The 20,114-nt window shown below is 61.7% G+C and carries 8 protein-coding genes and 7 pseudogenes; 11 read left to right on the plus strand and 4 right to left on the minus strand.

Annotated features, from left to right (window positions below):
- The 3 genes and pseudogenes from CGZ66_RS40320 to CGZ66_RS04515 all read right to left on the minus strand — a co-directional run.
- A pseudogene (locus tag CGZ66_RS40320) lies at positions 1-257 on the minus strand (IS4 family transposase); the annotation flags it as partial.
- Between the two features lie 450 nt (positions 258-707).
- Positions 708-1,720: pseudogene (locus CGZ66_RS04505) on the minus strand (IS110 family RNA-guided transposase).
- A 587-nt stretch (positions 1,721-2,307) separates the two neighbouring features.
- The gene (locus CGZ66_RS04515) at positions 2,308-3,138 is read right to left on the minus strand and encodes an Effector protein NopP (protein WP_095082018.1); all 831 of its coding nucleotides are present in this window, start codon (positions 3,136-3,138) and stop codon (positions 2,308-2,310) included.
- 800 nt (positions 3,139-3,938) lie between these two features.
- Here CGZ66_RS04515 and CGZ66_RS41680 point away from each other — a divergent pair.
- Positions 3,939-4,281 (plus strand): annotated as a pseudogene (locus CGZ66_RS41680) (IS110 family RNA-guided transposase); the annotation flags it as partial.
- A 417-nt stretch (positions 4,282-4,698) separates the two neighbouring features.
- Positions 4,699-4,881, plus strand: a pseudogene (locus tag CGZ66_RS04525) (IS66 family transposase); the annotation flags it as partial.
- 274 nt (positions 4,882-5,155) lie between these two features.
- Here CGZ66_RS04525 and CGZ66_RS04530 read toward each other — a convergent pair.
- Entirely contained in the window at positions 5,156-6,178 is a 1,023-nt protein-coding gene (locus CGZ66_RS04530) for an IS110 family RNA-guided transposase (RefSeq protein ID WP_095084243.1), read from the minus strand.
- Positions 6,179-6,252: 74 nt separating this feature from the next.
- Between CGZ66_RS04530 and tnpC the strand changes: the two are divergent.
- From tnpC to CGZ66_RS41685, 9 genes and pseudogenes are all read left to right on the plus strand, one after another.
- Positions 6,253-6,813: pseudogene (gene tnpC, locus CGZ66_RS04535) on the plus strand (IS66 family transposase); the annotation flags it as partial.
- A gap of 578 nt (positions 6,814-7,391) precedes the next feature.
- Positions 7,392-8,444 (plus strand): efflux RND transporter periplasmic adaptor subunit, encoded by a 1,053-nt coding sequence (locus CGZ66_RS04540; protein WP_167391999.1) that lies wholly within the window; start codon positions 7,392-7,394, stop codon positions 8,442-8,444.
- Between the two features lie 3 nt (positions 8,445-8,447).
- Positions 8,448-10,376, plus strand: coding sequence for an ATP-binding cassette domain-containing protein (locus tag CGZ66_RS04545; protein ID WP_095084244.1), 1,929 nt, complete (start codon positions 8,448-8,450; stop codon positions 10,374-10,376).
- Between the two features lie 70 nt (positions 10,377-10,446).
- Positions 10,447-10,595, plus strand: a pseudogene (locus CGZ66_RS04550) (IS3 family transposase); the annotation flags it as partial.
- Positions 10,596-11,249: 654 nt separating this feature from the next.
- The gene (locus CGZ66_RS04560) at positions 11,250-12,833 is read left to right on the plus strand and encodes a TIGR02677 family protein (protein WP_245331017.1); all 1,584 of its coding nucleotides are present in this window, start codon (positions 11,250-11,252) and stop codon (positions 12,831-12,833) included.
- On the plus strand, positions 12,830-14,113 hold the full coding sequence (locus CGZ66_RS04565; protein ID WP_095082024.1) for a TIGR02678 family protein: 1,284 nt from the start codon (positions 12,830-12,832) through the stop codon (positions 14,111-14,113). Before CGZ66_RS04560 ends, CGZ66_RS04565 begins: the two co-directional genes overlap by 4 nt.
- On the plus strand, positions 14,110-18,276 hold the full coding sequence (locus tag CGZ66_RS04570; protein ID WP_167392000.1) for a TIGR02680 family protein: 4,167 nt from the start codon (positions 14,110-14,112) through the stop codon (positions 18,274-18,276). The genes CGZ66_RS04565 and CGZ66_RS04570 overlap by 4 nt, the downstream gene beginning before the upstream one ends.
- Positions 18,273-19,574 carry a TIGR02679 family protein gene (locus CGZ66_RS04575; RefSeq protein ID WP_095082028.1) on the plus strand — a complete coding sequence of 434 codons (1,302 nt, stop codon included), beginning with the start codon at positions 18,273-18,275 and terminating at the stop codon, positions 19,572-19,574. The genes CGZ66_RS04570 and CGZ66_RS04575 overlap by 4 nt, the downstream gene beginning before the upstream one ends.
- A 151-nt stretch (positions 19,575-19,725) precedes the next feature.
- Positions 19,726-20,093 (plus strand): annotated as a pseudogene (locus CGZ66_RS41685) (IS481 family transposase); the annotation flags it as partial.
- Between the last annotated feature and the right edge of the window lie 21 nt (positions 20,094-20,114).

Below are 20,114 nucleotides of genomic sequence, written 5' to 3' on the forward strand. Positions count from 1 at the left end.
CCCGGCGCCAAGGTATTGATAGCGGCGAACTTCACTTGCAGCCAGGTCGTCTCGTCCTGATCGACCGTAATGCGATGTCCCGACCAAGGCGCCGCCGCAAGTTGGGCAGAGACGCGATGAGCTGGATCGTGTGGGGCAGAACCGGCAGGCCGCTCGGCCAGCCTGTTCGTCTGCACCCGCACGAGGAAGCTGGTATCAAGGGCCTGCGCGGTGCAATAGAGCTCGTAGAGGTCGCTCTCCTGGTCAGCCACATGCACGCAGCGCTCGGGCGTGCCAACGAGCGCGATGGACTGGCGCAGGTTCTCCAGCCATACGGGGCAATCGGCCCGCCGATGTGGGTCGTTTAAATCGCAGCTCCGTCAAGGCTAAATTCGATCTTTCTCCGACCTACGGTTGTTTGGTTGTTCCGTCGTAAGCTTGGCTGGTTTTAAAGCGCCTTCAACTTCTGCGGTGCGGGTGATGCCGTTTGCCGGGTACAGGGTCGTTTACGCGGTCGAGACAGCCCGCCGCAGGATAGGTCTTCGTGGGACGGATCTTCCAATGTAATTGACGCACTTTGCTACCAGAATAGTGGCAAGTGCAGCCCACATCGCGGAATGATCCTGTCCGCGTCCCGACAGGGACGGATCGGCGCGTCCACAGCGTAGGCGCAAACGATAGAAAAGTCAGTTCAGAAGAGCGCTGCCTCTGGCGTCTTGTTGCGCATGTCAGGCTTCAGCAGCGATGCAGCGCTCGAAGAGTTCGCCCGTTCGGAGCATGGCATGCATGATCACGGCAAGCTTGCGCGCGACCGCGACGGCGGCTCGCTTGAACCCGATTTTCTCCTTGAAGCCCATATACGCAGCGCGCTATCGGCCTTGGTGCGCGTGAGGATCACGGTCGCCGCTTCATACAACAGTCCGCGTAGATGGTTGTCGCCCCGCCGGGATATATGACCGTCGTAATCGACTTCGCCCGATTGGTAACGTCTGGTGGTTAGGCCGATCCAGGCGCCGACCGAGCGCGACTTTCTGAAGTTTTCCGGATCCTCGATCGCCGCAACGAAGGAGGAAGCCGTCACCGAGCCGACGCCCGGGATCGACGCAAGCAGCTGGCATTGCTCACTCGAGCGGGCCGAAGCGACAAGCTGCTTGCTCAATTCGGCAGCGCGGGCGCGCACTCCAGGCATCGAGCAACGGCATGATAATCTGCTTGTAGCCCAGCATTGTTCGCTAGCAGGCTGCGCACATGGTCCTCGAACACGCGTCCCGCACCCTTGGGACGACCAGGCCGAACGTCTTCATCAGACCGCGGATCTGGTTGGACAGCTGGGTTGTCATCTTGAGCAGCTGATTGCGCGCTGCGACGAGCGTGCGAACCAGCATGCTGTCAAAGCTCTTCACTCGCACCTCGCGGTAAAAGCCGACCTCGGCAAGATGCGCGAGCCCGTCCGCGTCATTTGCATCGGTCTTGTTCGGCGCCATATCCAGCGCCGCCTTGGCATGGCGGGCATCAATGCAGATCGCCGGCAAGCCTTCCAGCGTCAGCGCATGATAGAACCAAACCGCCAGGGGTCCCGATTCGAACACGACACGTTCGGCGTTCGGAGCACGCTTGCGGATGACCTGTGCTATCAGTTTCGGATCGGACGGGCATTTTCCGCGCCAGATCCGCTTGCCTCCTTCGCGCACGAGACGAATGTATCTTTCAATGACACGTCGAGGCCGATAAACTGCTTCATGGTTGTCTCCCGTTTGATGCTGGGCTCGGCTGTGTGGTCGTGAGCCCGTATTTCATCCTATAGGGGGCAACCATCCTTCCAACGCATCGCAACCGCGCCAGTGTTCCCAACCCCGCGATTACCCTATGTAATCGGAAGCCGGCGTGGGCCGCGGCAGACGTCGTTTTCAGCTGCTGGACTGCTTGCATGGCGATATATGCGCCTAGACAGAGGGTCGCCGATCGGGCTGTTGGGGTAGCCGGTGATGATCCTGGCGAACACGTCGGCCAGGTAGCCGAGCGGCTCGACGTCGTTTCAGCTTGGCGCGTTTCGATTGACTCGATCTGGGACTATGGCGTCGGAGAAGACGGCGCCAAGTCGTTCGCTGATGCCGTCATCACAAACCGTTCGGATCTACGAAGTTCATAAAGAAAACCTGTGGTGCGCAGGCGGTAATGGCTCCGCTAGCGAACCCACGCCAAATGGATACCGCTCGCTGCGCGCACTGCCATTGCCGACGAGCGGCTTCGCTTATGCGCATGACATGGGACAGCATATATAGTCAGATGCGGCGCCCGCCATCGCGACTAAATCCAACAAGAGTCCGGTCACATAAAGTCATCCTCGTACGAGCATCTGGGTGAACCTGATGCGCTCTCGGTATCACTGCTTTCGCTGTCCTCAGTTTTGCAGAGATAGAGCGGCGGTTTGTCTGCACGCTGCCATTCACCGGCACTGTTCATCGTCCACTTTTCGGGATGCTGGGTAGGGTCAAGGACCATGTCGCAATCATCTACTTCAACAAACCCCATCGTCGCTGCGCGGGCTTGTGCTTCTGGATTAGCCGCACGCCAATTCAGCAACGGTCGTTCGCCGTCCATCCGAAGTTGATGCTCCAGCAGAATATCGCCTGCATTCTCGGCCAGCGGATGAGCGACCTGTAGATCCACTATGGAGGTGACCTCGGTTCGGCCAGGAAATTGTTGCCGCCAACTGTCGGATTCGAAATCAGTCATTCTGAATCCGCCTTCCGTTCTCAGCAGTCCGGCACTCTGGTTTCCCAATTGGTAGCTGAAATATCGCGCGTGCTCCGTGTCTCGGCGAATGCCGTATTGCCTAGCAACGTCCGCAGCGCGTCTGGCTCGGGAGGATACGAATTCCGAATACTCTTGTGGATTGTCGGCGATGTGCATGATCTCATCGCCATGAAATTGCCTCACCTCCCTCGTGAAAGAAGACCTGTCGATCTCCACCACCGGAGGTCTGGGATGGAGGGAGTACGGTTGCGTAGCCGCCGACGATGAGTCGCCGCTGGAATCGGATCCGGCTAAGTGCATCCGGGCAAACATGTCCCCGAGCTCTTGATTTTCTGCATCTGCTTGCCCGCTGGCATTACGCGTGTAGCGGACGTCGGACGAGCCACCAATTCGACCATACATGACGATTCGCACTCCTATCCTTCGAAATTGAGTTCAGGCCGGTTAACCGCGCAGGTCTAGATAGACCGTTTAGTTGACGACTAGCTGACGAATGAGTTCTCCCGGATGCAGAAACGAAACTCCGAACTGTTTTAATTGTTAGCGATACTGAAAAGGCTGCGGCCTACCGCAGGTCAGGCCATCCGCACTTTCGGATCTTGCTTGCTGTTAATCCAAAGGGGAGCAGTCCAGCCTCGTCGTCGGCATGAGAGAGAGAGCGAGAACGTGGGCAAACCACGTTGCGGTCGAGCCGTTGAAGCTGGGAGTTCGTCCTTGCCTGCTCGATGACGCCCCGCGCAACACCTTCTGGCAGGTGTTGCCGGCGAAAAGAAACAGAGCGCCGTCGCCTTGCTCTTGCTTGAGGCGGCTATCGCCTGCTCGGCAGCTTAGGTTACAAGTCGAAAGACCCAGCAAGGTAGGCCGCAACCTTGGTTAAAGCCATCCGCGCCAAACCGCCAAGACCAACGTAAGTGGGCAGCTGAGGCCATTCAGCGCTGGGTATGCGGGGGGCAGGATCGAAAGGCTTGGAGCTCAGGCAGGATTCCTTGGTGAGGAATAGACTTCCATCTCGTTTGTAACCGGTATGAGATTCTTGGTGCCGATGTCCGGCTACGCTTTTCTGATGCGCGGCGTATGGTGCGACCATCCGGGACGGAGGCACCGGGAGCACGAAGGTGGGGGCAGGCCGATGCACACGATGAGCTGCGAGCTCGTGTTAGTAGCTGGCCGCCTCCGCGACTCGCCCGGTTGAGCCGTGAGCGCGAATCCGGGCCAAGCGTGGCCCTCAGATTGCTGCCGTCGACGTGGCACGAAAATTGGCGGTTCTTTGCCGGCATATGCTGACGCAGCAAGAGGACTACCTCTGGGCGCGATCCAGTCTGGTCGCCCACAAGATGCGCAACATGGAGCTGCAGGCCGTCAAGCCGCATAAGAAAGGCAACCGCCGCGGTCCGACCTATGCTTACAATGTCAAGGAACTTTGGAATCAAGAGATGCGTGTCGCCGAGCGGGCCCAGGAGGGTTACGAACACTTCGTCGAGGCTTGGCGCCCGCGCCCGCCAAAGGAAAGGGCGCGGGCGCCTCAGTCCGGCAAGGCTCGAATAAGGCGGCCCGGCGGCGCTTTCAGCCGGTGCACCACGCTTCGCCACGAGGTCGCCCGCGCTGGACGACAATAGCTGACTGCGGCGGGTATTTCCAGTTGCGCCAGCCCTCGGGGCTTTGCACCCCCGATCCGATCGAGCATGCCGCCGTGCTCGGGCCGATCAAGGCCAAGCCTTGCGGTGGCCGCGTAAAACGCGGCCACCCTCGACTGCTCCTGCGCCCGGCGGCTGTGAAATGGGGCGATCGGGACGGAAGAACACCAGCGACGCGGTCGAACCAAAGAACATACTCGGGGAGGTTCCAGGGCTCGTCACAAAATAACGCTTGTCGATCTCATCCGTCGTGGGCAATCACTTGTTCAGTTTCGGTAGACCAGAATGATGTCGTTTTGCCTGCCTGATGGCCCCAACGCCGCTGTGTAGGGCATGGGACGGAGCCGATCCGCCCGGCGTCGCCTATGTCTACGCGCCCGACCGCAAGGCGGAGCGGCCGATCGCCCATCTCGCAGGCTTCACCGGCATCCTGCAGGTTGATGGCTATGGCGGCTATCGCGTGCTCGCCGACAAGAGCGGGGTAACGCTCGCATTCTGCTGGGCACATCTATGGACGCCCCCGACTTTGCAAGGACTTTATGCGCGGCTTCGGCAATGCCTGCGGCTGCAGTCATCTATTCGGCCTCTACGATGTGGAGCACCCTGCGCCACGGGCCTTGATGGAATATCCGCGAACCGGCACCCAATCACGTTGCGCGAGCTCGAGGCTCGATGCGCCCAACGGGTTCACCCGGTCCCGGTACGCCCGGTCTTGCCATCACCTGCTTACTTACCCTCGCAACCGCATTAGCCCGAAGCCGGGCCGATCAGAATGGCGTCGGAGATCATGCCGCTCCACGCGTCAGTACGCCGTAGGTTCCACCGTATCGCAATAATGCCCACACAACGCGTGCCGTCTTGTTCGCGATCGCCACGACCGCAACATTAGCAGGCCGCCGGTCCCTCAATTTAGCGAGCCAAATCCAGGTGCGTCCTCGCCAGCGCATGATTGAGCGGCTACCGTGAATCAGCAGCTTGCGTAGATAGCCGTTCCCTCGTTTGCTGATCGAGCCGAGCTGCTCCTTACCGCCCGTGGAATGCTGCTTGGGCACCAGTCCGAGCCACGCGGAAAAATGACGGCCGGATTTGAAGTCGGCCGGATCACGCATGGACGAAACCAAGGCACTCGCGGTGACAACGCCAACCCCGGGTATGGTCATCAATCGCCGGCAGGCGCTGGAGTCTCTCGCCACTGTAATCAGGTCGCTGTCGATCCGGGCGAGTTTGGTCTTCACCTCTCTTAGCTGCTCGACGAGATAACGCAGCGCATGCCGCACCACAGGCGGAATACGTGTCTCTGTCTCATCTTCGATCAGAACGGTGAGCAGGCCGATATTATGCGCCCGGTTCGGACCAATCACCCCGAACTCGGCCAAGTGACCGCGGATCGCATTGATAAGCTGCGTCCTCTGGCGGATCAGCATCTCCCGGACGCGGTGGATGACCAGGATCTCCTGCTGCATCTCTTCCTTGATGGGAACGAAGCGCATCGTCGGTCGCGTGACTGCTTCACAGATCGCCTCCGCATCGGCGGCATCATTCTTATTGGTCTTTACGTAGGGCCGAACGTATTGCGCTGGGATCAAGCGGACCTCGTGCCCCATACTGCGTAGCAGCCGACCCCAGAAATGTGCACCCGGGCATGCTTCCAGCCCAACCAAGCAGCTCGGAAGGGCGCGAAAGAACTGCTCCACGTCATCGCGCCTGAGCTTCCGTCGGACAATTGCTCTCCCATGCTCGTCAGCCCCGTGAACCTGAAAGACTGATTTGGCTATGTCGAGACCGACCACGTGAACTTCATCTGGCATGGCAATATCCTTTGTTTGACCACGCCCCATACTCCTCGCCACAGGGCGGAAGCGGAAGGGGGCGTCCATGCCATCACGTGCGCCGCCGCTTCTATGAACTGGCCGCTGCCGGCCCCGCGCCGATCGCCAGCGAGGCGCTCAAACGGATCGCCGAACTCTACAAGATCGAGGACGGCATCCGCGGCCGACCAGCCGATGAACGTCGTGTCGTGCGCCAGGAAAAGACCGTTGCGATCATCGCCGATCTTGAACCTTGGCTGCGCGAGAAGCTCGGCCTGATCAGCCAGAAGACCAAGCTCGCCGAGGCAATCCGCTACGCGCTCTCACGCTGGGAAGGCCTCGCGCGCTTCCTGAATGACGGCCGCATCGAGATAGACAGCAACACGGTCGAGCGTTCCATCCGTCCGATCGCGCTCAATCGCAAGAATGCCCTCTTCGCCGGCTCCGATGGCGGCGCCGAGCACTGGGCTGTCGTCGCCTCACTGATCGAAACCTGCAAGCTCAACGGCGTCGAGCCGCTCGGCTATCTCGCCGACGTCCTCACCAGGATCGTCAACGGACACCCCAACGGCCAAATCGACGAGTTGCTGCCCTGGGCCTACATCACCGCGCACGAACTCAAGGCCGTGGCCTGAGAACACCGCTTACCGAAGATCCCAGATTGTGGCGTTGCAGACATAGAAGGTTGGCACGCGCATTGCAGGACAGTCATGAAGGGCTAGTGATGGTGACAAGCATTGAAACCTTTGAGGTGCTTCGAAGAGATCCGTTTTCGAAAGGTGCCGGCCGATGCGTCCTTTTGAGCAGCGCAAGCTATCGGCGGAGCACTCCATAAGCGCATCACCGTTCCGCAATGTCCTAACTAGATCTTCTGCTAACTTGTTTGATTTTGACCAATTAATAATCTTCCTGGATTCTCATCACACGGCCATACATGCCATCTACATCAGCTACAATTCATGTTTATAGTTATGTATATAGGCTATATTTTTGTTCATATTAATATCTGAACAAACTTTCCGATAAACCAGTCGCTTAATAGAAACCTCTAGGAATTTATCTGCTCTGTACGCATGTAAATAGCGAGTGTCATGGATCTCATATGGGAAAAAAATCGATATATGTCCTAGTGGCGGTCGCAGCTATAATTTTATGTGCAGCGTATCTGTCTTTTTTTTCGATGAACTCCGCGGAAAGCTCGCGAGGCGACGAAATGACGGGGATTGTTACGCGAGGTTCAGTTGAAGAAGTCGTATTAGCCCTGGGCACTCTCGAGCCGACTTCGATGGTCCGGGTTGGCACCCAGGTAACGGGCCAGATTAAGGCAATCCATGTTCGCGTCGGCCAGACCGTCATGCCTGGAGACCTTCTGGCGGAGATCGACGCCGTGACAGAGCAAAACACCCTTAGAACTGCGAGGGCCAAGGTAGAGGACATGAAGGCCCAGAGGGACTTGAAGCAAATAGAAATACGGTTCGCGGAATTCGACTACCGCAGACAGCGTAGCCTCAGCAAGCATAATGCAGTCACTACCAAGGAGTTGGAAGAGGCTGAAAAAACATACCAGACGCTATTGGCCGATCTGGTCTCGCAGGAAGCCAAGATTCGGCAAAGCGAGGTCGAGGTTGAGTCCGCGCAAGCCGCTCTTGCACATACGCGGATCACAGCGCCCATGAACGGCAAGATCTTGGCGATCCCGATCGAGCCGGGACAGACGCTCAATTCTGCGCAGACTTCGCCAACGGTCGCCGTGCTCGCGAACCTTGACGAGATGACGGTAAAGATCCGGATTTCCGAGGTCGACGTCTGGCGTACAAGGCCTGGTCAAAACGCGTGGTTCACGATCATCGGAGATCCACAGACTCGCTACCAGGCCACGCTTGAGGCGGTTGAATATGCACCGCCGTCCATCGCCGACGAGCCGGCGAACGATCGCTCCGCGGAGAAAGCGGAAGACAGCGCAATCTATTACCACGGCGTGCTTAGGGTGAAGAATCCAGAAGAAAAGCTGCGACCCAAGATGACCGCTCAAGTGCACATTTCTATGGGACGTGCGGATGATGTCTTACTTGTGCCGTGGGCCGCTCTTTCGCTGCGACAGGCGGACGGATCATACCTAGTCAAGGTGAAGGACACAGGCGGCAAGGTAGCAGAGCGACCTGTTCGGATTGGCTATACGGACAGGATCCACGCTCAGGTGCTTGAAGGCCTTCGTCAAGGAGAGACCGTATTGCTCGGCGTATCCGAGCCAAACACAACGAGCTGAATGATGAACCATCTGATAGAGCTCCGCGATCTTGGCCGGTCGTTCAGCCTGGGCAGAGAAACCGTCGAGGCACTCGAAAGAATCAATCTCAATGTACAGCGCGGCGAATTCGTGGCGCTTGTGGGCGCGAGCGGGTCCGGCAAATCGACGCTCATGAATATCCTGGGGTGCTTGGATGCCCCGACAGCCGGCACTTACCGTTTGGCCGGGCAGGATGTCTCGGCCCTTGGTCAGGACGGGCTCGCAGAACTCAGGCGCAGGCATTTCGGCTTTGTGTTTCAGCGGTATCACCTCCTGAACTCGCTGAGCGCAATATCGAACGTCGAGGTGCCGGCTATCTATAGCGGCGTGTCGAAGTCGACGCGGCAAGCCCGAGCCAGGCGATTGCTGACCCAACTCGGCCTGGGAGATCGGCTCCATCATCGCCCAATGGAAATGTCGGGGGGGCAGCAGCAGCGCGTATCGATCGCCCGAGCATTGATGAACGGTGGAGAAATCATTCTTGCAGATGAGCCGACAGGGGCGCTCGATTCAAAGAACGGGGAGCTTGTTCTGGACCTCCTGAAGACCCTTCATGCGGAGGGACACACCATCATCATAGTTACACACGACATGTGCGTCGCTCGACACGCCGATCGGATCGTCGAGATCAATGACGGACAGATCGTCTCTGATCGACGCAGCGCGGCGAGTGGAGCGCCTCCCTTGCGCGACCTGGTTGATGTTGCGGAAAATGTCGGTTTCCTGACGAGCTTCCTCAGAAGAACGTCCGAGGCTGCCAGTATCGCATTGCGATCAGTTGCCGCACATCGGCTGCGTAGCGCTCTTACACTGCTCGGAATCGTCGCCGGCATCATGTCGGTGATTGCCGTCGTTGGTCTCGGTGAGGGTGGCCAGACGATCGTTCTCGACCAGATCAACAGCCTTGGCGCAAACTCGATCCGCATCTTCCCTGGCACCGGCTGGGATGACCGAAACCGCCGACATGCCGACAGCCTCACTCGCGACGACGCGGCCGCCCTGACAGAGCAATCCTACGTAAATAGTGTCAGTCCGGTGACCATGGATTCAGGGCAGCTCATGTTCGAGAGCAGGACCGCTGACGGAGAAATCATGGGCGTGAGCAACGCCTATTTCGACGTCGCGCACCGTCCCATAACGCAAGGCAACCGATTCACCGACGGTGGGAATGCCACTCTGCCGGAGGCGATCATCGATAGCAACACCCGACGAACGTTCTTCGGCAATTCAAGGACCCCGATTGGTGAGATCCTAGTCATCAAGGGTGTGCCCTTCGTGATTGTCGGTGCCGTTGGAGAGCAGGATGGGCAGCCGCAAGTGTTCATTCCACACCTCAGCGTGTTTTCCCGCATTTCGGGCTCGCAACGGCTGCGCGAGATAGACGTCCGAATCAATGGGAGCGTTGATACAAACGTTGCCGAGAAAGCCATGATAGCGTTCTTGGAGAAGCGTCACGGAACGCGGGATTTCTTCACATACAATAGCGATCAGCTACGGCGGTTGCTCCAGAAGACGACGCGAACTTTCTCGATGCTCTTGGTTTCCATCGGAGCTGTCGCTCTGTTGGTCGGAGGTATCGGCGTGATGAATATTATGCTGGTTTCGATCACCGAACGCACCAACGAAATCGGCTTGCGGATGGCTGTAGGAGCCCGGGCGAGCGATATTATGTTGCAGTTTCTGATCGAGTCCCTTGCCATCACTATCATGGGGAGTTGCGCGGGCGTCGCCCTCGCCTTCGGCCTTGGCGCGCTCGCCGGCTCCATCGAAACAACCATTCCGATGGTGATCTCATTGCACGCAGTCAGCGTCGCTTGCGTCATGGCTGTTATGATCGGTGCGATCTTTGGCTTTTTCCCTGCGAAAAAGGCGGCGCATTTGAAGCCCGTCGAGGCGTTATCTCGCGATTGATTGATGCTGACCACACAGGGACGTTGCGAACAGAGCAACGGTGCTAACATGTATCGTCATGGGCTGATAGCGCTCATCCGAGGCCGTCGAGTTCGCGGCGTTGGAATGGTGGACTGGTTCAACAATCGCCAGTTGCTGGAGCCCATCGGCAACATCCCGCCGGCCGAAGCCGAGGAGCGCTACCATGCCATGCTGGAAGAACCAGCCATGGCCGCGTGACTCAAACGAAACGGCCTCCGGCAAACCCGGGGCGGCTCATAGGGTCTAGTCAGTTCGGCATCGGTGAACCGATTCGGGAAGAGCCTCTCGCGATAGTCCAGTGGGAAGGCTATACGGACAGTGGCTTTTTGGGCGTTTAGGACTTTAGGAGCCCTTGTCTAACCAGGGCGGACATCGTGTTCCGTGCCGTTCTTTCCGATGTCTTGAGCACAAGGTGAACATCACCGCGCTCGAGTGATTCGTGCTTGAGGACCGCCGCTAAGAGAGCGGGCGCGCGTTTGTCGTCGCTGATGTCCTTGACCAGGAAGCGGTACCGATCCTCCAAGCGATCAAGGTCGAAAATCGCTGTGGAGAAGCGTATTTGATCGAGTGCCCCGGTAAGGAACCACTCGCAGAACTCCTTGAGGGCTGCTTCCGAGAGATCGCCTCGGCCATTGAGGTCCCCGCGACGAGGGCTGTCTGCATGGTCCATCATCCGTTTGTATTCGCCTCGATCCTCAAGGCTGCGGGCAAGGCCTCTGGAGATCGACCATAAGCCAAGTCCCCGATGCCTGCTTTCAGCGCCATCGCATGCGACGGTGGTGACACACGGCCATTGCCGTCCGGGAATGGGTGGATGTGTGGGCGGAAGCGATGGCAATGATACGAGTGGTCTTGACTGAACGTGAGAACAAAGCAAAAACATTCAAAGTGGATTTGGGGAGGCAGCGATTGCCTGTGCACATTGCAAATGACCCGGCGGACCTATTTCGTCACGTTAGCGCCGAGAAGGCCGCATTCTACCGCTGCATCATGGACGTCTTCGCAGCGGCGAAGCGGCAATATCGTTTGCAGTTGCGGCCCGACGAAGTGCTTGCCGAAGCCCGATGGCCGGACGGGCCGCCGCGCATTGAGGACGTGAATACGGCGCTCACTCAGCTTACGGAATGGGGCAATCTTGAATCGCATCCCGACACCGCGCGGGTTGCCAGCCTTAGCGACTTCTACCGTGCACGCTTTCTCTATCGCCTTTCGCAGGGCGGCGAGGCCGTGGAATCCGCCTTGGCAGTGTTCGTACAGACCTTGCAGCGCCGCGCTGAGCTGCAAACGGTAGCGCTCGAGGACATAGCGAGCCGACTGCAGGCACTTCAGGCGCTGGCCGAAGCAACCGAACCTGACGCGGCCAAGATCCACGAAACGCTACGGGATCTCGTGCGTGTCTTCGAAAGTCTGGCCGAGAACGCCCAGGCGTTCATGGCCGGCGTCGCGCGCAGCATCGAGCTGCAGCAAGCCGAAGCAGGGGTGGTCGCAAACTACAAGAAGCGGCTGATCGACTATCTGGAGCGCTTCATGGGTGATCTGGTGCGCCGTTCCGACACCATCGCACGCCTCATCCTGGCTTTGGAGCCGGGCATCGATGCCCTGCTTGGACAGGTGGCCGAGCGCGAATCGCGTGACGCGGCTCCCGGCGGCGCACGGGATCATGTCGAGGCGCGGAAAGATTACCTGCAAGCCTGGCGAGAACGCTGGAAGGGTCTGCGCGGTTGGTTTCTCAGCACCGGCCACGAGCCCCCGCAAGCCGAGCTGTTGCGGGCGCGGGCACGATCGGCCATCCCCCAGCTTCTGGCTGCTATCGCCGCGCTGAATGAGCGGCGCAGCGGCCGCAGCGATCGCTCTGCCGACTTCCGCATGCTCGCCGGCTGGTTTGCCGCCTGCGCAGACAACGGCGAGGCGCACCGCCTTGCGCGGGCCGCCTTCGCCCTCAATCCGGCGCGGCATTTCTCGCTCAACGCCAACGCGGACGCCGAGCTGCCGGCCAGCACCTCCTGGGCCGACGCCGCGCCGCTCAAGATTCACCCGCGTTTGCGCGAATACGGCGAAGCGGCCCCGCGCGGACCGCTGCCGCGCGTGCGAGACCGCGCCGAAGAGCGAGCGTTCCTGGCACTTCAGCTCGCGGAGGAATCGCTGCAGGTCGAAGCGGCGCGCAAGCGCCTCGCCACCAGCCGCCCGGCGCGGCTTTCGGATCTGGGGGAACTCGACATACATGCCTTTGGTCTGTTTCTGGGCCTGCTCGGGGAGGCGCTAAGCGAACAAGCCGGACCGGACACGCCGGTGGAACGCCAGACGGGCGATGGCTTACTGCACATCCACTTGAAGCCGCTTGCCCCCGACAGCCGCGCCACGATAAACACGCCGCATGGCGTCTTTGCAGGGCGCGACCATCTGATCACCATCACGCCCTTGCAGGACGGTCGATGACAGCGACGAACGGCTCTAACGACAGTCGCGGAATTGGCCTGCTGCAGCAGCGCTTCCGGCGCGAGGAGTTCCGCGCCTGCGTGCGCGCCCTGCTGATGACGCCGTTGATAGGCCCGGCACATGAGGATTTCGCCGTCATACGCCGCCAGGCCGAATCATTGCGCGAATGGTTTTCTCGCGAGACGGGCTGGATATTACAAGTCGAGCGCGAGGGCGCGCGCCTCTACAAGCGGCCAGGAGACGTGACCGACGCCATGCGCGGCCTCCCCGGCTACGATCGCCGGCGCTACGTGCTGCTTAGCCTCGCCTGCGCGGTGCTCGAACGTGCCGACCCGCAGATCACTTTGCGCCTGCTAGGAGAGAGGCTGCTGGAGCTCGCCGCCGAGCCGATGCTCGACTTCACCTTCGTTCTCGAGGCGCAACACGAGCGGCGCGAACTGGTTTCGGTGTGCCGCACCTTGCTGAGCCTCGGGGTGTTGCACCGCGTGGCCGGCGACGAAGAAACGTTCGTGCAGGCCGGAGGCGATCAGGCGGATGCGCTCTACGACGTGCAACGCCGCATGCTCGCCGGCATGCTGGCGGCTGTGCGTGGCCCGTCCACTTGGTCACCGGAAGAAGCGCCCAAAACGCTCGAAGAGCGGCTACGCGCCCTTGTCGGCGAACATGTAGCGGACAGCGAGGAAGGTCGGCGCACGGCGATGCGCCACCAACTCGCGCGCCGGCTTCTCGATGATCCGGTGGTCTATGTCGAGACGCTGGACACGGAAGCCCGAGCCTACTTCTTCAATCAGCGCGGCGCAATGGCGGCTCGCCTGTGCGAGGCCGCCGGCCTGGTGGCCGAGCAGCGCGCCGAAGGGCTGGCGCTGGTCGATGAAGCCGGTGTGCTGACCGACGTCGCCATGCCGGCCGAGGGCACCGACGCCCACGTAACGCTGCTGGTTGCCGAACACCTAGCCACCGGCCAAAGGCAGCGCCGGACGGATGGGGCCGGCACGGCACCGGCCACCGGCATGCGGGAGCACGACATTGCCGACTTCCTGCATGAGGCCAAGGGCCGGTATGGCCGCTACTGGCGCAAATCGGCGCGCGAGCCCGGCGCCGAGCGCGAGCTCGCCACCATTGCGATCGATCGATTGGAAAAGCTGCGACTTGCCGTGCGGATGGCGGGCTTCATACAGCCCCTGCCGGCGCTCGCGCGCTTCGCGCTGGGCGAGGCTGAGATTCGCGAAAGCCGCGGCGCCTCGACCAGGGCAGCCGGCCTTCGATTGGAATCGACATGAACCTGTTCGCCTTGCCTCCGGAAAAACCCGCCTTGCCGATGCCGACGCGGCAGCGCTGGCAGCCTCTGCGCCTGGGTCTGGTGGAGCTCTTCCACTACGACAGCGAGGAATTCTGGTTCCGCGACGGCCACCTGCTGCTGCGGGGCAACAACGGCACCGGCAAGTCCAAGGTGCTGTCGCTGACGCTGCCACTGCTGCTCGACGCGCAGCTCAAGTCTTCGCGCATCGAGCCCGACGGGGACGGCAGCAAGAAGATGGCCTGGAACCTGCTGATGAACAGCTATGACCGGCGCATCGGCTATACGTGGATCGAGTTTGGCCGCGTCGCGGAAGACGGCACGCCACGTTTTCTCTCGCTCGGCGCCGGCCTTTCGGCAACGGCGGCCCGTCCGCAGGTCGATAGCTGGTTCTTCCTGTTGGAAGACACCGACGGCGCGCCGCGCATCAACCAGGATCTGTGGTTGACGAGCGCGCAGCGTGTCGTACTGACCAAGGAGCGCCTGCGCGACGCGCTCGATGGTCGTGGCCAGGTGTTCGACACTGCAGCCGGCTACCGCCGCGCCGTCGACGAGCGCCTGTTCCATTTGGGCGCCAAGCGCTACGACGCGTTGATGGACACGCTGATCCAGCTTCGCCAGCCGCAGCTTTCCAGAAAGCCGGACGAGACCGCGCTTTCGAATGCCCTGACCGAGGCCCTGCCGCCGCTGGCGCCCGAATTACTCGGCGACGTTGCCGAAGCGCTTGGACAGTTGGAGGAAGACCGTCGTCAGCTCGACGAGTATCAGGCCCTGGTCAAGGCCGTCGGCCGTTTCGAAGAGCGTTATCGCATCTACGCCGGCACACAGACCCGCCGGCAGGCACGCTTGTTGCGCCAGGCCCAGACCGAGTTTGACAACGCCAGCCGGACACGAGGCGAAGCCCAGGTCCGGTTTGACGAAGCCCAAGCGCAAGAAACGCTGGCACGAACGACCCACGATGATGCGGAGATCGTGCTGACGCGAGGGCGCGCGCGTCTCGACACTTTGCGTTCCGACCCGACGATGCAGGACGCCAACCGCCTCGAAACCGCCGAAAGAGACAGGGCTGCACGACTGCAGGCGATGCAGAAGGCCACGGCGGCCGTCGAAGAGGCGGGCCGACGGCTGGGACTCAGCACGCAAGAAGCCGGACGCGCAATCCAGCGCGCGGACCAGGCCGAACGCGCATTGGCCCATCTGCGCCTGGAAAGTGCGACGCACGCCGATGCGGCGGGCATCGCTGGCCAGCATGCCGGAAATCCCCTCGCCACATCGCAAGCTTCCGCGCTGATCGAGCTGACGCAGCATGCTTTCGACGGGGCCTGCGGCGAGCTCCGCAACCTCGTTGTCGGCCGGCGTGAGCAGATTGCCCAGTTGCGTCGCCGCCACGACGAAGTCGCGCGGGCCGAGGCCGCCTATGCGCGGCGCTGCGAAGTCCAAGATGAAAGGCGCATCGCAGCTGAAGAGGCTGCCGAAAGTCGGACCCAAGCCGACACTAAGTTCGAACAGCAAGGCCGTGCTCTGGTGGAGAGCTGGGACCGCTATTTTATCGGCCTAAAACAATTGCTGGTCGATCCCGACGGCAGATCCGCGGCATTGACGGCCCTGGCGGAATGGACAATAACGCTCCAAGGTGACAACCCCACCCTCCGGCTTCTGCAAGCGGCATATCAAGGGGCCAGCCTTTCGCTGACTCAGCGTCGCGTAGCGCTCGACGGCCAAAGGCAGGCGCTGGAGATGGAATACGACACCCTGAAAGACGAACGCGGACGCCTGGAAGCCGGCGACGAAATGGCGCCGCCCCTGCCCTATACGCGCGATGCCTCTGTCCGCGATGCACGTCAGGGCGCGCCGCTCTGGCAAGTGGTCGATTTTCGCGGCACGGTGGCTGCCCCGCAACGCGGCGGCCTTGAAGCCGCGCTCGAAGCCGCCGGGTTGCTGGACGCCTGGATAGCGCCTGACGGACGCCTCCAAGCCGGCGATGGCGGCACCCTACCTTACGATACGCAGGCTGTGGAACGACAAAAGCACTCTCCATCGCTCGTTGACTGGCTGGAAGCCACCGTCTCGGCCGGCTGCGTCGTGCCAGCCAACATCATCGAGCGCGTGCTGTCGGGCATCGCCTGCGCGGACGACGATCCGATCGACAGCGAGGCCTGGATCGCCCCCGACGGCCGCTTCCGCCTCGGCGCATTGTCCGGTGCGTGGGGCAAGCCAGAGGCAGTCTACATCGGCCACGCGGCCCGCGCCGCAGCCCGCGGGCGGCGGTTGGCCGAGATTGCTGGCCGCCTCGCCCAACTCTCCGTTGAGTTGACGGATGTGCGAGCCAAGGTGGAGCAGCTCGCGCTGTATCGGGAACAGGCCGACGAAGAGTGGCGGCTTGCGCCCGCCGACGAGGCGTTGCGGGTCGCTCATTTGACCGCCACCGCTAGCGCCCAAGCCGCGCGTCTCGCCAGCGAAAAGCTGGCCGAAGCAGACACACGGTGTCGCGAGGCCGAACAGGCGCTCACGGCAGTGCGCGAGCAGCTTGCCGCGGATGCCGTTGACCAGCGCCTGCCCGAAATACCCGAAGCGCTGCCTGCCATCCAAGCAGCGCTCGATCATTATCGCGATGCGCACGTCCGGCTCGAACAAGTGGCCCATGAGGTCCGTCTGGCACTGCCGGAGCGGCAACGTCAGCGTGCCCGCGAGAGTGAGGCACGCCACGATGTGCGGCAGCGCGAAGAGGAACTCGCGACAGCCCGTGTTGAAGCGGAAGACGCCTCTGCTCGGCTCGACGTGCTGCGCGAAACGGTCGGCGCCAAGGTCGAGGAATTGCAGCGGCAACTGACCGATGCGCGCCGTGTGGTCGAAGCCGGTGAAGCCGCCCTGAAGCTCGCCGGCGAAGCCTGGCGCAAGGCAAGTGAGGCGCGTGCGGTTGCCGGCCAGCAGGCTGAGACGGCGAACCTCGTTCTTCAGCAGCGCGGCGAGGCCCGCGCCAAGGCGATCTCCACATTGCAGCAATTCTCGGGCACGGGCCTGCTGTCGGCCGCCCTGCCGCATATTGAAATGCCCGACATGAGCGTTCAGTGGACGATCGACCCGGCGTTGACGCTGGCCCGCCGCGCCGAACAGGATCTGTCGAACCTCAAGGACGACGACGAGGCGTGGGCGCGCGTCCAGCGGCAGACAGCTGAAGAACTGACCGAGCTGCAGCGCGCGCTTGGCGCGCTCGGCCACCAGGCCCAGGCCGACCCCAGCGATTGGGGTTTCAGGGTGGATATCGTCTATCAGAACCGGCGCGAACGGCCCGACCGCCTTGCCACGCGCCTCGCCGAAGAGATCGCCCAGCGCAGCGAACTGCTCACCGCCAACGAACGGGCTGTTCTGGAGAACCATCTGCAGGCTGAAATCGCCGCGGAAATCCAGCGCCTGTTGCAGGGCGCCGAACGTCAAGTCGACGCCATCAACGGCGAGTTGCACAAACGCCCTACCTCCACCGGCGTACGCTATCGCCTGTTGTGGCAGCCACTGCTAGAAGAGGAAGGAGCGCCGGTGGGCCTCGACGTGGCGCGCAAGCGCCTGCTCAACACCAGCGCGGACCTTTGGTCGTCAGGCGACCGGAGCGTCGTCGGTGCGATGCTGCAACAGCGCATCTCCGCCGAGCGGGAGCGCGCTGATTCCAGCGGTGGAAAAGACAGCGGCGGGACCTTGCTCGACCAGCTGGCCCGCGCCCTGGATTATCGCCACTGGCACCGCTTCCGCGTCGAACGCTGGCAGGAGGGACATTGGCGCAAGCTTTCCGGACCCGCCTCGAGCGGCGAGCGGGCGCTCGGTCTGACGGTGCCGCTGTTTGCTGCGGTCGCCAGCTTCTACAGCCAGGGCAGCCACGTCCTAGCCCCGCGGTTGATGCTGCTCGACGAAGCCTTCGCCGGCATCGATGACACAGCACGCGCGCATTGCATGGGTCTGATCCGCGAGTTCGATCTGGACTTCGTCATCACCAGCGAGCGCGAGTGGGCGTGTTATGCTGAACTGCCGGGCGTCGCCATCTGCCAGTTGCAGCGGCGCGAAGGTATCGACGCCGTGTTCGTGTCGCGATGGAGCTGGGACGGCCGGGAAAAGACGTCCGAGGCCGATCCCGATCGCCGATTTGCGCCAGCATGAACGACCAGGCCGACCCGCGACTTCAACGCCTGCTCGGCGGTGAGCACCTCGCCTTGCTGCGCAAGCGGCTGCGCCAACGCTTCGAGCGCGCTCCGCTCGGCGGCACTGTCGATCCTATTCGCGTCGCCGGGCTTAGCGCGGAAGAACACGCAACACTGGCCTCGCTGCTCGGTCGCCCGCAGCGCCGCTCCAAGTCCCTACAAATCAACGTCCGCCAGGTCGATGCCGACCTGCTGCACTCCGGCATCGCCACGTCCCTGCGCGATGCGTTGGAAAAGCTCGACGGCCCCATCGTTCATCTCGCCGGGATGCGCCTCCATCTGCAAACAGTGTGGTCCGGTGTAATCGAGGGTTGCAGGCATTCCGGCTTGGCCAGCATGCTGCTGACACCTGAGGGCATCGGCCTGCTCAAGCGGATCGCTCGGCGGGATGCGATCGCTGCAGCGGAGCTTTGCCGACGCGCCGAAGAGGTGCTGCGGTATCTGCCGGCGAAAGGCATCACGCGTTCGCAATTGGCTGCGGACGTTCTGGGCGATGCCCATGCGCTTGACAACGGCCGCGGGGTCGCGACACTCGTGTTGGCAGTCTGGCGCCAGACCGCCACGCCCGCTGATGACCCGGCCGCACCCGTTGCCAACGAAGATGGCAAGACGATACGGAAATCGAGCGAGGACATCGATCTGATCCCGGCCGGCGGTGCGGAGCGAGCCCGCGAGACGTGGGCCAGAGCAGGGGTTCTGGTCAATGAGCTGGCACGCCCTGCCCTGTCCCTGAACCTGCCGACAAGCGGGACAGAAAGCGATCGTTGGCGCTTGGGAGAGCCAGCCTATGCATCGCTGCGATCGCTGCTGCGCTCGCCGCCCCGATGGGATGCAACGGGCCGTAACGTCTACGTGTGCGAAAATCCCAACCTGCTCGCCATCGCCGCTGACCGATGGGGAGCTGGCTGCGCCCCGCTGGTCTGCACCGATGGTATGCCAGCGGCTGCCCAACGATGCCTTCTGGCCCAACTCGCGCAGGCGGGCGCGCGCCTCTACTATCACGGCGATTTTGACTGGCCCGGATTGCGCATCGGCAACCACATCATGCGCGAACATGGTGCCGAGCCATGGCGCTTTGGCGCCGTCGACTATATAGCCGCCGTGCGAACAGCTCCGAGCCTGGCCCACCCGCTTGGAGGAAAGGCGGTCGAAGCAGCATGGGACGGAGCGCTGACGCTGGCCATGCTTCAGCATCGCGTGGCCATCGCCGAGGAGGCCCTGGCTGCCTCGTTATTGCAGGATCTTGATGATCGATAAACCTGATTTCTATATCCTCATAGCCCATCGCAAAGGGCAAAAGTTTAGACTTAATCTGACAGACGGTGTCATAAAGCTGAACCGAGAGCCGAGGCCGGGCGCGGAGTGGTCAGGGTTCGCAGCGCCCGGCCTCGGCGTGAAAGATTCCGAAATGACCAAGGACCAAAAGATCATCCGCGCCAAGGTGGGGCTGTTGTAGCTCGCCAAACAGCCCGGCAATGTCAGCCAAACCTGCAAGATGATGGGTTATTCGTACGACAGCGTAGGAGACGGGCGGGAGCTGACTCTGCAGGAGATGACGCGCAAGAAAGCCGCTGCTGCCCACCGACGCTCCGGAGGTGGAGACGATCATTCTCGAATTGTCGCTGGAGCTGCTGGCCTTAGGTCAGATCCGCATGCCATAAGGCTGGCGAGGAAACGCGGCCACTCGGTCTCGCCTCCGGGGTGCGCGGGGTGTGGCAGCGGCACAATCTCGAGACGATGAAGAAGCGGCAGAAGGCGCTGGAGGCCAAGGTTGCCTGGGATCTCGACCCGCAGAGC

This window comes from Mesorhizobium sophorae, from assembly GCF_002270415.1.
GTDB classification, from domain to species: Bacteria; Pseudomonadota; Alphaproteobacteria; order Rhizobiales; family Rhizobiaceae; genus Mesorhizobium; species Mesorhizobium sophorae.